The sequence below is a fragment of the Pseudoalteromonas sp. BSi20652 genome, assembly GCF_000239855.1.
Taxonomy (GTDB): Bacteria; Pseudomonadota; Gammaproteobacteria; order Enterobacterales; family Alteromonadaceae; genus Pseudoalteromonas.
Window position 1 is genome coordinate 16,286 of the sequence record NZ_BADT01000151.1, and the last position, 18,490, is coordinate 34,775.

Sequence of the window (18,490 nt, forward strand, 5' to 3'; positions counted from 1 at the left end):
ATTATCCCTCTTTCAGAGCAAGTTGAGTTACATCAGTTTTATCAGGCGCAATATCTTCAACTTTTACTGCCATACCTTCAGTTGGATACTCAAGCGCTGAGGTAATAATTTGCTCGCCATTTTTTAGCCCTTGGCTAGCTATAATCATGCCGTTTTGTTCGCGTATAATATTGAGAGTTTTAAACGATAATGTTAAATCGTCATTTAAAATTACAATTTTATTATCTTTAACTAAATGATGCGCAACAATAATTGCGTTATCAAGCGGGCGACCTTCAATGGTAGCGTTAATGTATGAACCAAAACGAAGAGGGCGTGTTTTATCGCCATAAGGTGTTGCAAGTTGTGCAACCAAGTAGCTCATACGGCTTGTTTGATCAACCACACCTTCGGTGCGAATTACTTTGGCTTGCCACATTGTTTGCTTACCCGCGTATTCTGCGTTAAATGTAACATTTGAGCCTACGCCGCCATTTTTTAAATATTGTAGTTCTTGGTCGGCAACGGGTAAACGTACCTCTGCAACTGAGGTTGCACTCAATGCACCAAAACTATTACCTGGGTTTACTACTGAACCCAAGCTAATTGTGCGTTCATTAATAATGGCATCGTATGGGGCTTTAATATAAGTACGTTCAAGATTACGGCTAGCACGTTTAACACTTGCTTGAGCAGAGCGGTAACGCGCTAATTTTTCGGCCAGTTGTGGTTTACGTAAATAAAGTTCTGAGGCAATAGCGTCGCTTGAGTCCGATTTAATACGCTCCCATTCAGCTTTTGCTACATGTGCTTGTGCGCGTTCTATTTCAAGTGCTGAGCTTGCTTGTGCTAAACCTGCTTGCGCTTCAATAAAGTCTGCCTCGTAATCATTTGCATCAATTCGTGCTAAAATATCGCCTTGCTTTACAAACGCGCCTTCAACAAATTGATCTGATACCGAAATAACTTGCCCACTAACTTGCGCTATTAGCTCGGTACGGTCCTTTGGTTTAACAATGCCGTACGATTTAACATCGAGCGTTATAGAATCTAAAAGCATGCTTTGTGTTGCAACTAAAGGGCGTAAATCTTGCTCTGGCTTTTCTTCGGGTGGTTTTTTCATTGCCATAAAGGCGAAAGCTAAAGCAATACCGCCTGCTAAAACAGCAATTGGGAGTATTATTTGTTTTGTAGTAGCCACAAGGCATTCCTTAATAATTGGTGGTGACAGATCAATAATACGCAATAAAGTGTTTACAAGGCGTTTTAAGATGTAACAAGGCATTACATATGTACATTACAACTCAACATACGGCTAATTACGTTCCTAAAAAGGAATTAAAGTAAGTGTTTTTTATTCAGAGGATATTATGAAAACCGAATCGATGAGTTGCAGGCTAGGCTGCGGCGCATGTTGTATTGCGCCAAGTATTAGTTCGCCTATTCCAGGTATGCCAAATGGCAAAAAGGCCGGAGAACGTTGTATTCAGCTAGATGAACGAAATTTATGTAAGTTATTTGGCGATGAATCTCGGCCAAAAGTATGCAGTGATTTTAGTGCTACAGTTGATGTGTGTGGGTCAACAAATGCACAGGCTCTAGCGCTTATTACCGAGCTTGAGCAATTAACCTAGCTGGTGTGTTCAATACACACATAGTTACATTTATCTAAAAATATATTGCGCGATTACGTGATTGCTAGAAGCAAAAAAGTGAAATGTTCACAAAGAGGGTAAGAGACGCTGCGCTTTAAGAGTAGTAATTAGTTTAAAGCTTTTTGGCTTTTGTTTTTCTCATTTACTCCTCATTTGCTTCTCTTTGTGCGTTTATTAGCTTTGCGTTATATAAAACGCGCTACTTTTGCTGCTTGAAGCCCATTAAAGTTAACGATTCACAAAGAGGGTAAGAGGCGCTGCGCTTTTAGAGTAATTAGTTTAAAGCTTTTTGGCTTTTGTTGTTCTTATTTACTCCTCATTTGCTTCTATTTGTGCAATATTTTTTGCCTAAAAGTCGTTTTTTTATAAACCAACACAGCGTTTACAAACTAAGGTATACATTAAGTTTATAAACGCCGAATTTAATTTCTACCAGCTATACGTTGCGCTTAGTGTGTATTGCTCACCGCGCCCTGGTGTGCCTGGTATTTCTTCAAACGATTCATCCCATACATTGTCTGCAGCTAACGTAATAAATAAATTGTTGATTACGGTTGGCGTAATTTTTAGCGACAATTGTGTAAATAATGCGGTGTCTTTGCCGCTGCGTAGTGCGTTTTCGTGCTGTTTTCGCCACTCGTTATCAACTCTCATTTCTATTAGGTCATTTGGTGTCCAAATTGCGCCTAAAGTAACACGGTGATCAGGAAAGTTTAATGCGTAAAAGCTGGCGTCTATATCTGCATCACCATAGTTTTCTGACTTATTAAGGTAGGTATAGCTTGCAATGAGCTCGGTTGTATCAAAATACTTAGTTGCAAAAAATTCAACACCCGTGGCGTCTATATCTACCGGATTAGCAAAGCGGGCAGAGGTAGAATCAAAACTAAAAGTCCAATCAGTTAAGTTATTATCTTCACGATAAAAAACCGCTGAATTAAGTTTCCAGGTTTGCTCTTGCATTAAATAACCAAGTTCTAGGTTTTTAGTGGTTTCGCGTTCAAGGTTGTAATTACTTCTAAATAAACCGCCTTGCTCACTACCACCAATAGCGGTGTAGCCTGCAACTTGGCTCGCTTGTGCGTAAGATAAGTAAAGTGATTGCTCAGAGCCATCACTGTTTTGAGTGTTTAGCGTAATATCGCCAATAAGTGATAACTCAGAGTCATCTCGGTTCGTGTCGTCAAAAGCCGCACCGAGACGAAGTGTTAATAGCTGATTTTGTTTAAGGTCGACTTTATACTCAGGCAATACGCTCAGTTTATAGTATGTGCGTGAGGTGAAATTATTTTCTAGCGTGGTCGATTCTATTTCATCTTCAATGTATTGCGCTGAATAATTAACAGAAAACTCAGTGCTTTGCTCATGGCTTCCTGATACCGCAATCGATTTTACTTTGGTTTCGTGAAAGGCTTCAAATGCGCTCGGGTTCTCACGAGAAAATACATAATGGTCGTTGTGTTTTCTGTAATAGGCAGACACCTCAAAATGGCTGTTGTCTGCGTAATTTTGCTGGTGGTTAAGCATTAATAAGCGGGTTTCTAGCTCTTCGGTTTCGTTTACGCCAAATGGCGTGTACATATTTGGCCAGCCAAAAAACTTTTCTTGTGACCCATACAATATATCGGTTTGTGAATCCGCACCAATTAACTGTATACGAGCAGAGGCGCGGTTAAAATCGTGATCGCCGTTTTCTATTGAACCGTCACTTTGAGAGTGAGAGTATTCGCCCTCAAAGCCCAGTTTCCAATTTTTAGCGTCATCAACTTCTGTGCTTATTCCTGCATAAATACTTTGCAAATTAAAATCGTTTGTACCGGTGCCAACAGATACGTTACCGCCAGTTATGATGGGTTTAAAACCAAACGAAATCGATCCCACAGAGCTGTTCATTCCATTTAAGGCATTGTCGGCTCCGGTTAAAATGTAGGGGCCTGTTAGCATTTGCGGTGCAATTGGGAGCTCCGCAACATAATGACCTGTTTGAGGGTCTAGTAGGGTAGCACTGCCGACTCTAAAGCCCGTGTTTTCGAAAATACCGCCACGAATTGTTACATCAGCTTGCGCTTCTGCCATATTACGTGATTGTAAATCAACGCGTGGGTCGTATTCTAAATTAGAAACGGGAGAGTCAAAGGTGCCTACAGGCAATTTATTTGCAGTGGCCGATGCTTCTACTGTTATTTGTTCTATTGCTGTTTCGGTGTTGGTTGTAGCTTGTGCATAAGAAAAAGGTGTAACGCTGCACAACAGTGCAGAAAATATAAAATGCTCAGTGCGATTCATGTTGTATCTCATAATGTGTTTTGGACACTGATAAAAACTATATGAAGCCGGTATAGGCTTGGTGGGTTAGTTTAAATTAGCCAGTGTAATCTTGTGCGCTATTGTACAGTAATTATAAAAATCTGCATTTGATAATCATTTGTATAATTAACGCGTTACAATACACCTGTATTTTTAATTAACTTTATTGAGTTAGATAAACGATGACAGTTCAACAACACAATACGCTTTATTTTGCCGGCGGGTGCTTATGGGGAGTGCAAGAATTTATGAAGCACTTACCAGGTGTAATAAGTACTGAAGCAGGGCGCGCTAATGGTACAAGTAAAACCACACAAGGCGAATACGATGGTTATGCAGAATGCGTAAAGGTCATTTTTGACCCAAAAGTCGTTAGCTCAAATAAGCTGTTTGATTATTTTTTTGAAATTATTGACCCATACAGCACTAATGAACAAGGGACAGATAAAGGCCCTAAATACCGTACGGGCATTTACAGCACAAACCACACTCATTTAGATGCAGCAAGCAATTATATAAGCCAGCGCAGCGATGCCGATAAAATTGTAGTAGAGGTAGAGCAGTTAACCAATTACGTACCAAGCGATCCAGAGCATCAAGACCGTCTAACTAATCATCCCGATGACTACTGTCATATACCGCTTGAATTACTGCATAAATATAAATCGTAAATTTAATGCAGTATATAGCGTTAGGTAAAGGTAAGTAATTAGAAGCTATCGCTTCTCGCGCAAGTAAGCTTAGCGCCTACAAGGTTAAAATTTAATCCGGTATTTTTGTATACGTGCAGCTTGCTGACGTAACGAGCGCAGCTCGTAATTACTTTATTTTAAAAACCTATAAAAACAAGTGCCTACAAAAAAAGCTCACATACTGTGAGCTTTTTAAAAACTAACTTTTAACTTACTGCTGTTTTTGCGGCGGGAAGTTACTTAAAATTTCGCTTACTGTTTTATTAATTGATGCTTCACGCTTTTCTGGCGATTGATTTTTCTTTAATCGACCTTCTTTTGCGCCGCGCCATACTAGCTGCTTAGATTCACGGTCTACAATATCGATGATCAGTGTACCCACTTCGTATTCACGCGCGGTTGTATCTTTTTGAAAGCCACTTCCCCAGTAACCCCAATTATGGCGGTAACCTGCGCTAAACGTGTCTATTTCAAGTTCTTTATCAACCGATGCATGATAATTAACAAGTACATCAGCTTGCGCTGCATCAACTAAGCTCATACCTAATGTTTGGCTCAGTTCATTATTTACTGCAGCCCGAACTCGTTTTTCCATTAAGCCGTTAATTTGGTAGTTGTTGGTGTCTTTAGTTAGGCTGGCGTTTTCTACCCAAGCAAATGTTTTAAAATTACTAAAGTTGGCTGATTTATCGTAATCCCAATCAGGGGTGTGTGTACAGGCAGTAAGTAGTGCTAGCGCTGCAACAATAAGTATATTTTTCATTACGTTTGCTCCAATAAAATGCATTAAGTTAAAATAACACACATAGTTTAAATGTGTATTATTTAAACGTCCTAAATATTAGTCTAATTACTTTGTTTAATGTTCAACTTCAATCCAATCTTTTTCATCCACCCAGTTTTGTGCACCGTCTTTTACCGAACGAATCGGCACTATGTAGTCACAACTTATTTGCGGTTTAACTGAGGCAAATATAGGCACAAAACCAAAGCTTAGTGCGGTTTCTATAATTGCCTTTTGATTTTGTGGGTCAATGTCGGCCGCTTCATCTATGTAAATAGGTATACGGTACAGGTTTTGTTCCTGATCGCTTAATAAGTAACGAATAAACAACATGCCACACAATAACTTAATAGTAATACGTGTGCCGTTTGAACCCGCTGAGTCTATTTTTTCAAAGTGCTCTGTTTCACCTGCACGGTTAACCACTTCAAATCGAATATCAAATAAATCGGTAAGCGTTAAGCCCGCTTTATCTGAGGCGAGTTTAATTAAGTGATCTTTCGCTTCGTTTATTGCGCTTTCGCTGTAGGGTTCTTGGCTTAGTAAATCAAGGGTGTCGCCTTGCTCAAACTGATGCGACGTGCTGATAATGGTATCTATACTATCAACCAGCATTTTGCGCGGTATGACGTTAATTTTAAACGCTTGCAGATTTGAAATACGGTGCTGGCTTATGCCTTTATTAAAGCTATTCATTTCGCGGCGAAGTCGGTCTAAATCTTCTCGTAAGCCTTTAATAGTTGCAGCCACTTCGGTAAGCGCAACACGAGCTTGGCGCTCAACAGCATCGCGCTCATTATCAATATTATGAAAGGCGCTTATAAGCTTTTGATATTTAGTGTATTCGTCGTTTTCGTTGTCGAATTTTGTAATACCTGCGTTGTACACATGTAAATAGGTATTACGTACGTTTATGTCAAAATTACGCAGCTCTTGGCAGTCTTTATTAAAGTGATGAACAAGGTCGCTTAAATTATCAAAGTCGACTGTTATATCAATCATGTACGGGGTTACTTTACCGCTGTATAAATCAAGCGTGTGGTCAATTCGCTCACTTTTAACTTGGCGCAAGCGCTCTGTTTGGCGATTAATTTGCTCTTGTTTTGATTTAATTAACGAGCGGCGATCGGCAATTGAGCCACTATTTTTTTGAATATCTTGCAGGTAGTCGTCAACTTGTTCGCGCTCAGCTAATAACTGCTCTTTTAGCATGGCTTGCGCTTCAACCGACTGCTGCATTATCTCAAACTGCTCTAAGCGTTTTAGCGCGCTCTCAGCGCTCATAAGCTCATCGTATAGCGCGTCTTTTTCTTTTTGCTTGTCGGCAACGTTTGCTGCAACATCGCGCTGTTGCTTAAACTCTTTAAGTGAATGCTCAAGAGCACTGAGCTGAGCGGTTAATTGCTCTTTGTTTTCACCACTTTGCATTTGCACAGGCGAGAGTTTTTTAAGCTTAATGCTCGCACCCGGTAGCGTTAGTACGCCGCCTTTAACGTTTTCACTTAATAGCGATAAAAATTCACCAAACGCGTTTTCGTCATCAATGGTTATATCGCCATTAGTGGTGGTTGCAAATGAGAGAATATCTGGGTTTAAAATCCGCGATATTTCCTCTACTTCTTTTAACGAGAGGTCTTCGCGCATACGGGTAAACAAATTAAACTCAAGGTTTTTAAGTTGAAGCTTTAAACTCTTAATTTGTTTTTGTGTTTCGCTAATACGGTAGTCAAGCGTGTGTAGGCTTTGCCCTTGTGCGCTGGTTATAGAGTGCGAAAGCGACTCGTAATCTTGCTTTAACTGAGTCAGGCTGGTTTTAAGCGTGGCTTTATTTACCAGTTCAAATTCGCTTTTAAGCGCATCGTAATCTAAAAACCACTGCTCAATTTGTGTTTGTCTGCGCTCTATATCACGCGATTGCTGTACGTATAGGCTTTGCTTTTGCTCAAACTCGTGTTTTTCGTGCTCTATGTCTTCAAGCGCTATGGCAAGCTCAGAGAGTTGCGATTCTTGATAGGTATCAAAATCAATCAGTGCTTGGTCAATTTTAGGCGCGTACGCCGCTAATTTACCTTTAAGCACCGTTTGGTTTTCAAGCATTGATTCAAGCGCGGCTATTGGCTCTTGCATTGACTCAAGGGCTTTTAGTTCGCGTTTTGAACGGTTTACTTTATCAAACGAGCGGCGCCATACTTCATAAAAATACGACCTTAGAGTTCGACATATGGCGCTCAAACACACGCAGCATAAAGCGTTTAACATCGCTTGCGCCGAGTTTGTGTAAGTTAAGAATACGTCTAAATATTTCTTTATATATGGCTGAATCTTGCACGTTATTCAGCGGGATCATTTTTAAGTTAATGTCGCTATCGAACGGGGTTGCGCCGCCAGTCAATAGCGCGTTTAACTCTTGTGCTTTTAACTCAATAGGATTGTAGCCAAGCTCTTTTAAATGGTTGAACAGCTTGGTAAATTTAATAATAGTTTTACCTTGCGTGTACTGCTCTAAATCAAGCTTTCCTTGATAGCAAAAATACTGATGCGCGTAACCGGCTATTTTACCAAGTCCCGCAACGCCTATTACTACCGATCCATGAGGCAAGTTAGCTTCGAGTAAAATGTACGACTGATCGGATGAGAAATAAAACTTTCGGGTTTCATCTAAATCGTGTCCGTCCCATTCAGTTAAGCGTAAATCGTTAATAAGCGGAAACTGCAGGGCGTTAATAACCGAGCTTTTACCTGTGTTATTTGGCGCGCAAATAGAGCTGCTTTTATCAAGCGGGATCACACATTTTGCATAGCCTGCGGTGTTAAGTAGGGCGAGTTTACTTAGTCCGTATAGATTTTTCATTCCTCGTCCTCTGTTAGGTAGGTCTCTTCGTTTACTTCCATGAGTGCATCAATATAGCGGTGAATGGGCGCTTGTAGCATAAAGCCACCTTCTACTTCGCGAGCTAAACCTAAGCGCACCATGCGCAGGTAAACGTCTTTACGTAGATCTGATCCCGAAAATATCTCAAGCTGATCAAACAAATTTTTGTTAATTTGCACCAGCGTTTGCATGAGCTCTAAATCGCTTACGTCGTCAAACAATGCGCGCATTGGGTCTTTACCCGTATTGGCGTAATGCTCAATTAAAATATAAATAGTAAGCGCGATAGCACGCGATATTTTTCCCATATTAGGCGTGCTTTCATCACTACCAAAGTAGTAAAAGCCACGACTGTCGTGTTTTAAATCGTGACCTAAAGCCGTAAATAGGGCGGTGTATTCGTCAATGTGTTGATCAAGCTCTTGCCACATTACGTTGTCTTGCTCGCAAATGTGATAACCCGCTACTAATTTTTTATTAATGGCTTGTAAGTGGGTTAACTCGTCTAAGTTTATGTGTGTCATGGTTTATTTACCTGCCTTTAAATCTGGCTGAGGCTCTGAATTAAATGGATATAAAGAAAAGTGCTGACCGGCAATTTTTACGCGGGCTTTTTCATTGCTCTGAATTATCTTAATATCGCTGTCGCTGACTAATTTTTGATACAAAAATAGCATTTCGTCTGCATCGAGATTTGGGTAGCTTTCGTCTAAAAATTGCAGCAAGGGCTGTGGTTTTTTGCGTTTTTTATTAAAGCGCTTAGCAAAGCTGGTTTTAACATCGTTGTAGTCAGGAATATTAGGCGTAACAAATGCAGGCACGTCTTGTTGATCTGGCAATTGGTATTCTTCGTGTTCAAATTCAACCAAGCTTGCCATGTAAGCCACAATATGGCGTTGCTGACCAAGCGAATATCGCTGTGCGTCGCTTACAAAATTTGGCTGTACAGCACTTAGCATGTTGTCTACGCCATTTTTGCGCACAAGCCCAAGTACTTTGGCTGCTTGGCGAGTAATTAAGTTATTACGGCGTAACTCTTCGCGCAGTGGCATAAGCATATCAGCACTTTTACGTAAGCTTTCTCGGCCCACTAAATGCATTTCGAGTATACGAGTACGCAATTGCTCCAGCATGCGTTTATCGTTATATGCTTTACCTGAGCGTTCAATATGCAGTATCTGCTTACTTATTTGTTCTTCAATGAGGGTAAAACACGCATGAAACTCACCACGAATATCAACCATTTCAAGCATGGGTTCTATGTATTCATCAAAGGCTTCTATTACCGCTTTATAACGCTTTTGCAGCGATTGCACCGCATTATTTGATTTAGCTTGTTCAACAATGTTTAAAATTGCATTTTCGTTGTGCGTATAGAGCTTCATTATTTTACGGACCCGATCATCCATAATACGGCTGTAGCGGCGTAAATCGTCAAAGTCTTCTATTTCGCCAGCGTTATCTAGGCGGTTACCTAAACGGGCTAAATCGTCAACTAATACGCTAATTTCTTGCGCTAAACCTAAATGCTCTTCTTGCAGTAAAAAAGTAGCAAAATCAGCAATGGCACGATTTATTTCAAGCTGTGAGGATTTAGCCAGTGGAATTAAAATATCTTGGTTTAACAAACGATTTGTTTCTTTATAAATGCGCTCGTTTGACCACGTAGGCTGTTTTTGCTTAATGGCATTTTGTACGTCTTTTAGGCTAAAGTCAGCCATTTTAAAACGTTTAAATAATAGCGCTAATACACCCCAGTGTTCAGTTATGGTGTTTAGCAGCTTTTTAGCTGGGATCATAAGGCGTTACAACATCCTAGTAGTTTATTATTGAGTATTGAGGCGATACTCATTATTACGTATTTTTTATTGAATTCACCGTATATAGTATTCGTTTTTACGACCATTTAATAATAGTTTTTGCACCAAGGCAGTGCTAAAATTCGCGCCGAAAAATAGGCACATGAAACGCAAAGTTATTTATGCGTTATTTAAAAACTATATCAAAGGTTGTTTAACTATCATGGTTTCCTCGATTATTCTAACACTGATAGCGATTGCTTTTTTACTGATCGTTATAGAAGATATAATCCACGTTAATAAAGCTAAAACCACGCTGTTTTTTGGTACGCTTTGCTGGATTCTTCTTTTTATATACCCTCTACACGGGCAAAGCCCCGATACCATTCAACACCTTCTTAACGAAAATATTTTAGAGATTGCCTCATTATGGTTATTTTTAATGGCTGCAATGACCTTTGTTGCGTATTTAAATTCAAAAGGGTTTATAGAAAATATAGTGCACCGCGTGATGCCAAAAAGTATTAGCGAAAGAAAGCTAATGTTTTTAGTGGGCGGCTTTGCGTTTTTGTTTTCGTCTATTTCAGATAACGTAACAGCAACGCTTATATCGCTTGCGGTTGTTATGTCGTTAAAACTCGAACCTAAAAAGCTCATTAAATACGCTACGCTCATTGTGTTTGGGGTTAACTCAGGTGGGGTATCGCTAATAACAGGTGACGTAACCACACTGATGATATTTTTAGATGGAAAAGTAACCATTGGTCATTTATTACTACTTATAGCGCCAGCACTTATAAGCGTTATGCTGCTAGCCGCGTTACTGTCTATTGGTATGAAAGGCCGAGTTGAGTTTGCTGGTTCAGGCAAAACCCGAATTGAAAAAACCGACATTACCATTGCTGTTATATTTTTATCTACCGTAGTGAGTACACTTACGCTGAGTGTAATTTACAGCGTACCGCCTTTATTAACTTTTTTGTTTGGTTTATCAGTGATGTTTTTAGTCGCGCAATTTTTAATGCGTAAAAAAGATATAAACAAAGACATAATCGACTTTGTTCGCGATATAGAATACGACACATTATTGTTTTTTGTAGGTGTACTTTTACTTGTAGGCGCACTTAAAGAAATTGGTATGCTGAGTAAATTTACCGACCTATACACGGTAATGGCACCCGAGTACGCAAACTACTTAATGGGCATATTATCAGCAGGGGTCGATAACGTACCGCTTACCGCTGCATTATTAAAGGCCGATATAGTAATGAGCCAACAACACTGGTTGTCATTTACTTATGCAACGGGCGTTGGCGGGTCAATGCTGATCATTGGATCGGCTGCGGGTATTATTGCCATGAGTAAAGTTAAAGCGCTTACCTTTATGAGCTACTTGCGCTTATCGCTGTATTTATTAATTTGTTATACGGTTGGATATGCAGGCTCTTATTACATGGGCAGCTTTATATAATGCATATTTGTTTAAGTTTTAATTATTAAAACGCTTGACAGCTAGACGTCTAAACGTTAACTTTCGAACCCCGCCATAAAGCGGGGTTTTGTTTTATTAGTGGTGTGTTAAATACGCATTAATACAACATTCAGAAGAGGTGCGATACTTAGGTACTTAATGGTAGGCGACGAAAGCCGATGATCATTAAAGAGGGAAGTACTCGCCGAGGAAAATAATGGTGCGTCGTCATTGTTTTTCGGTTTATGGGGCTGAATCCTCAAAACTGTCACCAATATAGGTGGAGAGCTTCTGGCAGTGGACTTATCTTCAAGCATTCCTTTGCCAAGTTCTTCTTGTTTTATTGCGGTTTGGATATCGCGAAAGGAGACTAAATGACTACCCAATCAGCGCCACAAACAGTGCCTCAAACAGAGTTAAGCGCAAAATCAGATTTTATTGTTGCCAAATTTGGCGGAACCAGTGTTGCAAATTTTGAAGCGATGAGTCGCTGTAGCGAAATTATTGTTGCAGATAAAAGCGTACGTATTGTTGCTGTGAGCGCCAGTGCTGGCGTAACTAATCACTTAGTTGCACTGTGTAAATCAAGTATTACTCCAATTGAGCGCCAAGAACACATAAACGGCGTGCTTGCTATTCAACAAACTATTTTAGATGAGTTATCGCTAGATGCCGATTTAGCGGTTGGCTTTAACGAAACCTTAAAAGCATTTCAAACATTGGCTCAAGAGTCACTATCAACCGATCAGCAACACGACGAGCTACTTAGCTTTGGTGAGCGTTTATCGTCGTATTTGTTTGCTCAGGTGCTGCGTTTACAAGGTTTAAACGCCGATCGTTTTGATGTGCGCAAGGTGCTTAAAACCGATAGCCAATTTGGCAAAGCAACGCCTAATGTTGCAGCCACAGCGCAAGCTGCTAAAGAACATTTAATCCCGCTGTTAGACGCTCAAGTAATTGTGACTCAGGGCTTTATTGGCAGTGACGAATACGGCCAAACAACAACGCTTGGACGTGGTGGTTCAGACTACAGCGCTGCATTATTAGCTGAAGCAATCAACGCTAAAAGCGTGCATATTTGGACCGACGTGGTAGGTATTTTTAGTACTGACCCGCGTTTGTGCGCAAAAGCAACGCCCATTGCACGCTTAAGTTTTGACGAAGCCGCTGAAATGGCAACCTTTGGCGCAAAGGTATTACACCCAGCGACTATTTTACCTGCAAGCCGTAGCCACATTAATGTATTTGTAGGCTCTAGCCGCGAGCCTGAGCGTGGCGGTACATGGATTGAGCGCGAAAAATCGCAGCAACCAGGTATACGCGCAGTAACGCAACGTAAAAACCAAATTTTGCTTACGCTTAAAAGCCCAGAAATGCTACTAGCAAGCGGCTTTTTAGCACGCGTATTTACACTATTAAGTGAATACAATATATCGGTCGATTTGGTAACCACATCAGAAATCAGCGTAGCTATAACCCTTGATAACGCGCAAAACGCCTCGCGCCCAGAGCTCGATCAAGAATGCCTCGATAAGCTTGCAGAGTTTTGCCATGTTTCGGTAGAAAACAACCTAACACTGGTAGCACTTATTGGCTCTGAGATTCAATTACGCCAACACGAAATGAACTTAATGAGTGTACTAAAAGACTTTAACATTCGATTAATTTGCCACGGTGCTAGTAAGCATAACCTGTGCTTTTTAGTAGAGCAAACTGAGTCAGATAACGTAGTACAGTCTATTCATAGTCGTTTATTAGAAAATGATTTTGCTGCGTAAGTAACCGTTATTCAGGAAAATTACCTAGTAGAATCAGTTAATAAAGTCACTTAATAAAAAGCATCGCCAGTCGGTGCTTTTTTATACACCACACTCACATCAAAACAAACATTGCTATCAACTACAGTAACGCGATTACTGCAAGCACTCAGCTTTGCACTATGTAATTCGTCAAACACATTAGGGCTAAGTAACTTTGCAATAGGGCGGCTGGTGGCTTTAGCAACTGACTCTTTTAATGTCCAAATTCTAAAAAACGTATCTGCTTGGGCTTGGGTATTAGTGGGCTCGGTAATAAGTGTAATTTCATCTTTATGATAAAAATGCTTAGCGAGCTTTTCAAATGGGCGCTTTAGGCTTACTTTTTCAATATCAAAACCAAACTCACTTTTATCAAGGTTTAGCGCGACCCCAACTAAACCATGCGAGTGTGAAATACAGGTATTAATAACATCACCACTCACATGTATTTGTAGCTTTGAGCTTGCTTCGTTAAATTGTGTACTCATTTTATTAAGCGCTACGTGCGCATGTTGCGGCTGCGTTACTTTAATAAGGTGTTTTAATAATAACCGCGTAGCTAAATACTCTTGCTTAGCTTGCACTCTTTTACGGCGGTTTATAATAGTTAACTCAAATGGGCTTAAGCAATCGGGCAAATTAAAGTGACTCAGTTCGAGCGTTTTAGCATTAAATAATAAAATACTGTTAGTAGCTAAAGGTAACTTTGCCAATTGAGTTGAGGCAATGCTTAATGTGTTTTTAAAATAATGTGTGGTCATAAGCACTCAAAATATAAGAAGTCGCTGGTATTGTGAGCAGTTAACACCGCTTGCAAAGGCTGAGCATAATTTTATTACTCAGCTGGCATGAAATATGGTTTAATTCACAATAATCAAAATAATAACAGATTTGTAGATGTATGGCACAAGTGCGTGATGGGTTTCAAAGCCGATTTGGTTTTGTTTTAGCCGCTGCTGGCGCAGCAGTCGGTTTAGGTAATATTTGGGGTTTTCCTACGCAAGCGGCCAACCATGGTGGCGGTGCATTTTTACTGGTTTACTTTATTGTTATATTTATACTTGCGCTTCCTGCGCTGTATACCGAACTTTATTTAGGTCACAAAGCACAAGCTAATCCGGTAAAAGCATTGGGCGATGCATGGCAAAACACTAACCGTAAGGTAGGTGCAGCGGCAGGTTATATTGGTCTTGCGGGCGCAGTTGTTATGCTAAGTTTTTACTCAATAGTGGCAGGGTGGATGCTCTCGTATGCTATTGAACCTGTAACCACCTTTTTAGGGTTTACAAGTGCGAGTGAGTTTTTACATAGCGATTCGGTAATGCGTAATTTTATATTTACGCCGCTTATGCTTATTTTAACCGCCAGTATTATTTTAAAGGGTGTTAAATCGGGTATCGAAACATGGTCGCGCCGTTTAATGCCGCTATTATTGGTGCTGCTGGTGGGTTTAATTATTTATATAGCTACACTTGAGGGTGCAAGCGAGGGATTTGCTGCGTATTTAATTCCAGATTTTAGCCAAATACTCGATCCAAATCTCATTATTGCCGCAATGGGACAAGCGTTTTTCTCGCTCTCACTCGGTGTGGGTTGTATGATGATTTACGGATCATACTTACAACCTGATGCCAGTTTACCAAAGCTGACCGCAAGCGTTGCTCTGCTTGACACAAGTGTTGCTTTTTTAGCTGGCTTGCTAATCGTTCCCGCTATTTACGTAGCGCAGCACAATGGCGTTGAAGTATTTAACGACGGTAAACTCATTGGGGAAGGGCAGCTTATTTTTGCTATTTTACCTGAGCTCTTTAGCACAATGGGCGAAATTGGCTTACTAGTTGGTTTATTGTTTTTTGTACTAATGTCGATAGCCTCGGTTACCTCAACTATTTCTTCTACTGAAATACCGGTTGCATTTTTAGTAGAAAACCACGCAGTTAGCCGCACTAAAGCAACATGGTTCGTGAGCGCCGTTGTACTTGTGTGTGCAAGCGTAATTATATTAAATTTTGATTGGTTATTTGGTTTAGTCATTATGCTATTTACCCAATACCAATTACCACTTATGGGTTTATTTTACTTTATTACGGTAGGGTGGATGTGGCAGCGCGGCAATAAACTACATCAAGCAACAACAGGCGTACACTACTGGTTTGCTCAGTACATTCGGTTTGTTTGCCCAATATTAATGACCTTAGTATTTGCAAATGTTGCCTTTGGTTAATTTTATCTAAACCCTAAAAATAGATTAATAAAGCGAAGTGAGTTTAAAACGCACTTCGCTTTTTTTGTGCCTGAAATTTAGGTATAGCCAAGCTCTTTATAAAACCTCATTAGTTAGAGGCCTACCCTCATTTACTTCAAGCGCGTTAAGTAGGGTTGTGTTTGCTATTTCGGTGAGTGCTTCTTGGGTAAAAAATCCCTGATGGCCTGTTACCAATACATTTTTAAAGCTCACTAAGCGCGAAAATATATCGTCTTGGTTTATTTCGTCGCTGTGGTTTTTAAAAAATAGCTCAGACTCTTGCTCGTAAACGTCGAGCCCTAAATACCCTAGCTTTTTAGTTTTCAGCGCATTAATACACGCTTTGCTGTTAAGCAGTGCGCCGCGAGAAGTGTTAATGAGCATAACGCCGGTTTTCATTTTACTAAATGCCTCGTCATTTATTAAATGATGAGTTTGCTCGTTCAGTGGGCAATGCAAAGAAATAACATCGCTTTGGCTAAGTAAGGTATCTATATCGGTAATTGTATAATTGCCAGGTTGTGCGTATGGGTCGCACACTAATACATTAGCACCAAAGCCGTTTAAAATGTTGCACAGCGCAAGGCCAATTTTACCGCAACCTACAATACCCACGGTTTTATTGTGCAAGTTAAAGCCTAGTAATCCGTTTAAATCAAAATTGTCTTCGCGTACGCGGTTATACGCTTTATGCGTTTTACGGCTAAGCGTTAGCATAAGTGCAATACAATGCTCGGCTACGGCTTCTGGGCTGTAAGCAGGTACGCGTAATACTTTAATTTTATGTGCTTTTGCCGCAGGTAAATCAACATTATTAAAACCCGCACAACGCAGTAAAATAGTATTTATGCCTTGGTTTGCCAGTTGCTTAATAACGGAGGCGTTCACTGTGTCGTTTACAAATACGCATATGGCATCAAACCCATTTGCTAAAATAGCCGTTTTTTCGCTCAGGGCTTGTTCAAAATACGTTATTTTTATATCACGGTGATCGCGTGTACTTTGTTCAAAAAAAGGCAGTTCGTACTTTTGAGTACTAAAAAAGACAATGTTCATGGTAATAGCCTCGACGCTTAAGGAGTATTATTTATTACTATACTTTATAAACCTGTGCTTTAGTAACGCGCATTTTATTGATTTAAATTAAGCCTTAAGCGGAGCCTTACTTGAGGTAAACAAAGATATTTTTGACGATACTTTTTTACCACCTCTAGCAGCGCTTAACTTTGCGGCTTGCAGTAGGTTGCTTTCTATTACTTGTTTGAGTGTTTCGGGCTTAGTACGCGGTGCATAGCGTGCAACAAGTTGCCCTTGTGAGTTAATTAAAAACTTAGTGAAGTTCCACTTAATTGCACGATTTTGCGAAATACCCCGCGTATGCGACTTTAAATAATTAAACAACGGATGTGTTTCTGGCCCGTTTACCATTACCTTACCAAATACCTCAAATGAGACATTAAATTGCTCTTGGTAAAAGTCTTTAATGGCTAAATTATCAAGCGGCTCATTTTGGCCAAACTGGTTACACGGAAACGCAAGCACAGTAAAACCATTACCTTTGTATTGCTGATAGAGCTTTTCGAGCGCATTTAATTGCACCGAAAAATTACATTTACTCGCTGTATTAACAATCAGAACGGTTTTGCCCTGTAACTGGCTAAGAGGAAAATTTTCGCTGTTATAAAGTGGTGCATTAAATTGATAAATACTGTCCATAGGTTACCTACTTACCTTTCCCGTTAAGGAATTTTTTAAAGACTTTAATTCGCTTTTTTATCGACCGGTTGACATAATCGAGGTCTAGTTTCTAAGTTATCAGTTTAATAGGTCATTTTTATGTCAATGAAAGTCGCATTTATAGGTTTAGGCGTAATGGGTTACCCAATGGCGGGGCATTTAGCAAAAGCAGGGCACAGCGTATGCGTTTATAACCGCACTCAAGCTAAAGCACAAACGTGGATTGCAGAACATTCAGGAAGCTTTGCACCCACCCCGCGCGAAGCTGCCAGCAATGCCGACATCGTATTTATGTGTGTGGGTAACGATGACGATTTACGCTCAGTAGTGTATGGCGACGACGGTGTGTTAGCGGGCATGTTGCCGCACACTATTTTGGTTGACCACACCACAACCTCTGCCGAAGTAGCACGCGAAGTGGCTGCAAAAGCGGCTCTGCAAAATATCGACTTTATAGATGCGCCTGTATCGGGCGGACAAGCTGGCGCCGAAAACGGCGTACTAACGGTTATGGCGGGTGGTAGTGAAGCCGTATTTGCTAAAGTGCAGCCAGTTATGGCGGCGTTTAGTCGTTTTAGCCAATTACTAGGCGGCGTTGGCTCGGGACAACTTTGTAAAATGGTTAATCAAATTTGTATTGCTGGCGCAGTGCAAGGGTTAGCTGAAGGCTTACATTTTGCCAAGCAAGCTGGGCTTGATGGTGAAAAAGTTATAGAAACCATTTCTAAAGGTGCAGCCGGTTCGTGGCAAATGGAAAACCGCTACAAAACAATGTGGGCAGGTGAATACGAGTTTGGTTTTGCCGTAGATTGGATGCGTAAAGATTTAGGCATTGCACTCGATGAAGCTAAAAACAACGGCGCTACTTTACCAATGACCGCAACGGTTGATCAATACTACGCCGATGTACAGGCACTTGGCGGCGGCAGATACGACACCTCAAGCTTACTAGCACGCATTGAAGCGCTGCATAAAAAGTAACGTTTACGTTGAGTATGTCGATGTAGACGCGAGGCTTGCTTGCGTGACGGGCAAAGCCCGTAAAAGTGACTTATTCACAAAGAGGTTATGAGGCGCTGCGCTTTTAGAGGAAGTAATAGATAAAAAGATTGTTTTTGGTTTTTATATTTTCTCATTTACTTCTCTTGCT

Annotated in this window: 13 protein-coding genes, 2 pseudogenes and 1 riboswitch; of the genes and pseudogenes, 6 read left to right on the top strand and 9 right to left on the bottom strand. The window is 40.4% G+C overall.

The annotated features are described in order from the left end of the window. Position 1 precedes the first annotated feature (1 nt). The gene (locus tag P20652_RS06470) at positions 2 to 1,180 is read right to left on the bottom strand and encodes an efflux RND transporter periplasmic adaptor subunit (protein ID WP_008170067.1); all 1,179 of its coding nucleotides are present in this window, start codon (positions 1,178 to 1,180) and stop codon (positions 2 to 4) included. 169 nt (positions 1,181 to 1,349) lie between these two features. On the opposite strand from P20652_RS06470, the gene P20652_RS06465 reads away from it, so the two are divergent. Next, complete coding sequence (locus tag P20652_RS06465) at positions 1,350 to 1,613, top strand: YkgJ family cysteine cluster protein (protein ID WP_008170069.1); 264 nt, start codon at positions 1,350 to 1,352, stop codon at positions 1,611 to 1,613. 450 nt (positions 1,614 to 2,063) lie between these two features. Here P20652_RS06465 and P20652_RS06460 read toward each other — a convergent pair whose 3' ends face one another. Next, a complete protein-coding gene (locus tag P20652_RS06460) occupies positions 2,064 to 3,920 on the bottom strand; it encodes a TonB-dependent siderophore receptor (RefSeq protein WP_008170071.1) in 1,857 nt (618 codons plus the stop codon). Positions 3,921 to 4,123: 203 nt separating this feature from the next. Between P20652_RS06460 and P20652_RS06455 the strand changes: the two genes are divergently transcribed. Next, positions 4,124 to 4,612 (top strand): peptide-methionine (S)-S-oxide reductase, encoded by a 489-nt coding sequence (locus tag P20652_RS06455; protein ID WP_033017620.1) that lies wholly within the window; start codon positions 4,124 to 4,126, stop codon positions 4,610 to 4,612. 232 nt (positions 4,613 to 4,844) lie between these two features. Here P20652_RS06455 and P20652_RS06450 read toward each other — a convergent pair whose 3' ends face one another. The 4 genes and pseudogenes from P20652_RS06450 to P20652_RS06440 all read right to left on the bottom strand — a co-directional run bounded on the left by P20652_RS06450 (position 4,845) and on the right by P20652_RS06440 (position 10,088). After that, positions 4,845 to 5,396, bottom strand: a complete 552-nt coding sequence (locus P20652_RS06450; protein ID WP_008170075.1) for a DUF4136 domain-containing protein — start codon at positions 5,394 to 5,396, stop codon at positions 4,845 to 4,847. A 96-nt stretch (positions 5,397 to 5,492) separates the two neighbouring features. After that, positions 5,493 to 8,268, bottom strand: a pseudogene (locus P20652_RS18520) (ATPase). After that, a complete protein-coding gene (locus P20652_RS06445) occupies positions 8,265 to 8,813 on the bottom strand; it encodes a hypothetical protein (RefSeq protein WP_008170082.1) in 549 nt (182 codons plus the stop codon). The pseudogene P20652_RS18520 and the gene P20652_RS06445 overlap by 4 nt, the downstream one beginning before the upstream one ends. 3 nt (positions 8,814 to 8,816) lie before the next feature. Beyond that, a complete protein-coding gene (locus tag P20652_RS06440; protein ID WP_008170084.1) occupies positions 8,817 to 10,088 on the bottom strand; it encodes a hypothetical protein in 1,272 nt (423 codons plus the stop codon). 223 nt (positions 10,089 to 10,311) lie between these two features. Here P20652_RS06440 and nhaD point away from each other — a divergent pair, with 223 nt between their 5' ends. Continuing rightward, positions 10,312 to 11,559, top strand: a complete 1,248-nt coding sequence (gene nhaD / locus P20652_RS06435) for a sodium:proton antiporter NhaD (RefSeq protein ID WP_033017622.1) — start codon at positions 10,312 to 10,314, stop codon at positions 11,557 to 11,559. Positions 11,560 to 11,685: 126 nt separating this feature from the next. After that, positions 11,686 to 11,858, top strand: a riboswitch (Lysine riboswitch). Between the two features lie 75 nt (positions 11,859 to 11,933). Further along, positions 11,934 to 13,337 carry a lysine-sensitive aspartokinase 3 gene (gene lysC / locus P20652_RS06430; protein ID WP_008170088.1) on the top strand — a complete coding sequence of 468 codons (1,404 nt, stop codon included), beginning with the start codon at positions 11,934 to 11,936 and terminating at the stop codon, positions 13,335 to 13,337. A gap of 33 nt (positions 13,338 to 13,370) precedes the next feature. Here lysC and P20652_RS06425 read toward each other — a convergent pair. Continuing rightward, positions 13,371 to 14,119: pseudogene (locus P20652_RS06425) on the bottom strand (4'-phosphopantetheinyl transferase superfamily protein). 140 nt (positions 14,120 to 14,259) lie between these two features. On the opposite strand from P20652_RS06425, the gene P20652_RS06420 reads away from it, so the two are divergent. Next, positions 14,260 to 15,582 (top strand): sodium-dependent transporter, encoded by a 1,323-nt coding sequence (locus P20652_RS06420; RefSeq protein WP_008170091.1) that lies wholly within the window; start codon positions 14,260 to 14,262, stop codon positions 15,580 to 15,582. Positions 15,583 to 15,678: 96 nt separating this feature from the next. On the opposite strand, the gene P20652_RS06415 is transcribed toward P20652_RS06420, so the two are convergent. Both P20652_RS06415 and P20652_RS06410 read right to left on the bottom strand, forming a co-directional pair. Continuing rightward, entirely contained in the window at positions 15,679 to 16,659 is a 981-nt protein-coding gene (locus P20652_RS06415) for a 2-hydroxyacid dehydrogenase (RefSeq protein ID WP_008170093.1), read from the bottom strand. An 87-nt stretch (positions 16,660 to 16,746) separates the two neighbouring features. Next, a complete protein-coding gene (locus tag P20652_RS06410) occupies positions 16,747 to 17,319 on the bottom strand; it encodes a glutathione peroxidase (RefSeq protein ID WP_008170095.1) in 573 nt (190 codons plus the stop codon). Positions 17,320 to 17,439: 120 nt separating this feature from the next. Between P20652_RS06410 and P20652_RS06405 the strand changes: the two genes are divergently transcribed. After that, positions 17,440 to 18,321, top strand: coding sequence for an NAD(P)-dependent oxidoreductase (locus P20652_RS06405; RefSeq protein ID WP_008170098.1), 882 nt, complete (start codon positions 17,440 to 17,442; stop codon positions 18,319 to 18,321). The last annotated feature ends 169 nt before the right edge of the window (positions 18,322 to 18,490 follow it).

Excerpts from the sequence above, each read along its gene's own strand:
- P20652_RS06420 (WP_008170091.1), top strand. The coding sequence starts at position 14,260 with ATGGCACAAGTGCGTGATGGGTTTCAAAGCCGATTTGGTTTTGTTTTA.
- P20652_RS06450 (WP_008170075.1), bottom strand. The coding sequence starts at position 5,396 with ATGAAAAATATACTTATTGTTGCAGCGCTAGCACTACTTACTGCCTGT.
- P20652_RS06415 (WP_008170093.1), bottom strand. The coding sequence starts at position 16,659 with ATGAACATTGTCTTTTTTAGTACTCAAAAGTACGAACTGCCTTTTTTT.
- P20652_RS06405 (WP_008170098.1), top strand. The coding sequence starts at position 17,440 with ATGTCAATGAAAGTCGCATTTATAGGTTTAGGCGTAATGGGTTACCCA.
- P20652_RS06465 (WP_008170069.1), top strand. The coding sequence starts at position 1,350 with ATGAAAACCGAATCGATGAGTTGCAGGCTAGGCTGCGGCGCATGTTGT.
- P20652_RS06445 (WP_008170082.1), bottom strand. The coding sequence starts at position 8,813 with ATGACACACATAAACTTAGACGAGTTAACCCACTTACAAGCCATTAAT.
- P20652_RS06410 (WP_008170095.1), bottom strand. The coding sequence starts at position 17,319 with ATGGACAGTATTTATCAATTTAATGCACCACTTTATAACAGCGAAAAT.
- nhaD (WP_033017622.1), top strand. The coding sequence starts at position 10,312 with ATGGTTTCCTCGATTATTCTAACACTGATAGCGATTGCTTTTTTACTG.
- P20652_RS06440 (WP_008170084.1), bottom strand. The coding sequence starts at position 10,088 with ATGATCCCAGCTAAAAAGCTGCTAAACACCATAACTGAACACTGGGGT.
- P20652_RS06460 (WP_008170071.1), bottom strand. The coding sequence starts at position 3,920 with ATGAATCGCACTGAGCATTTTATATTTTCTGCACTGTTGTGCAGCGTT.
- lysC (WP_008170088.1), top strand. The coding sequence starts at position 11,934 with ATGACTACCCAATCAGCGCCACAAACAGTGCCTCAAACAGAGTTAAGC.
- P20652_RS06455 (WP_033017620.1), top strand. The coding sequence starts at position 4,124 with ATGACAGTTCAACAACACAATACGCTTTATTTTGCCGGCGGGTGCTTA.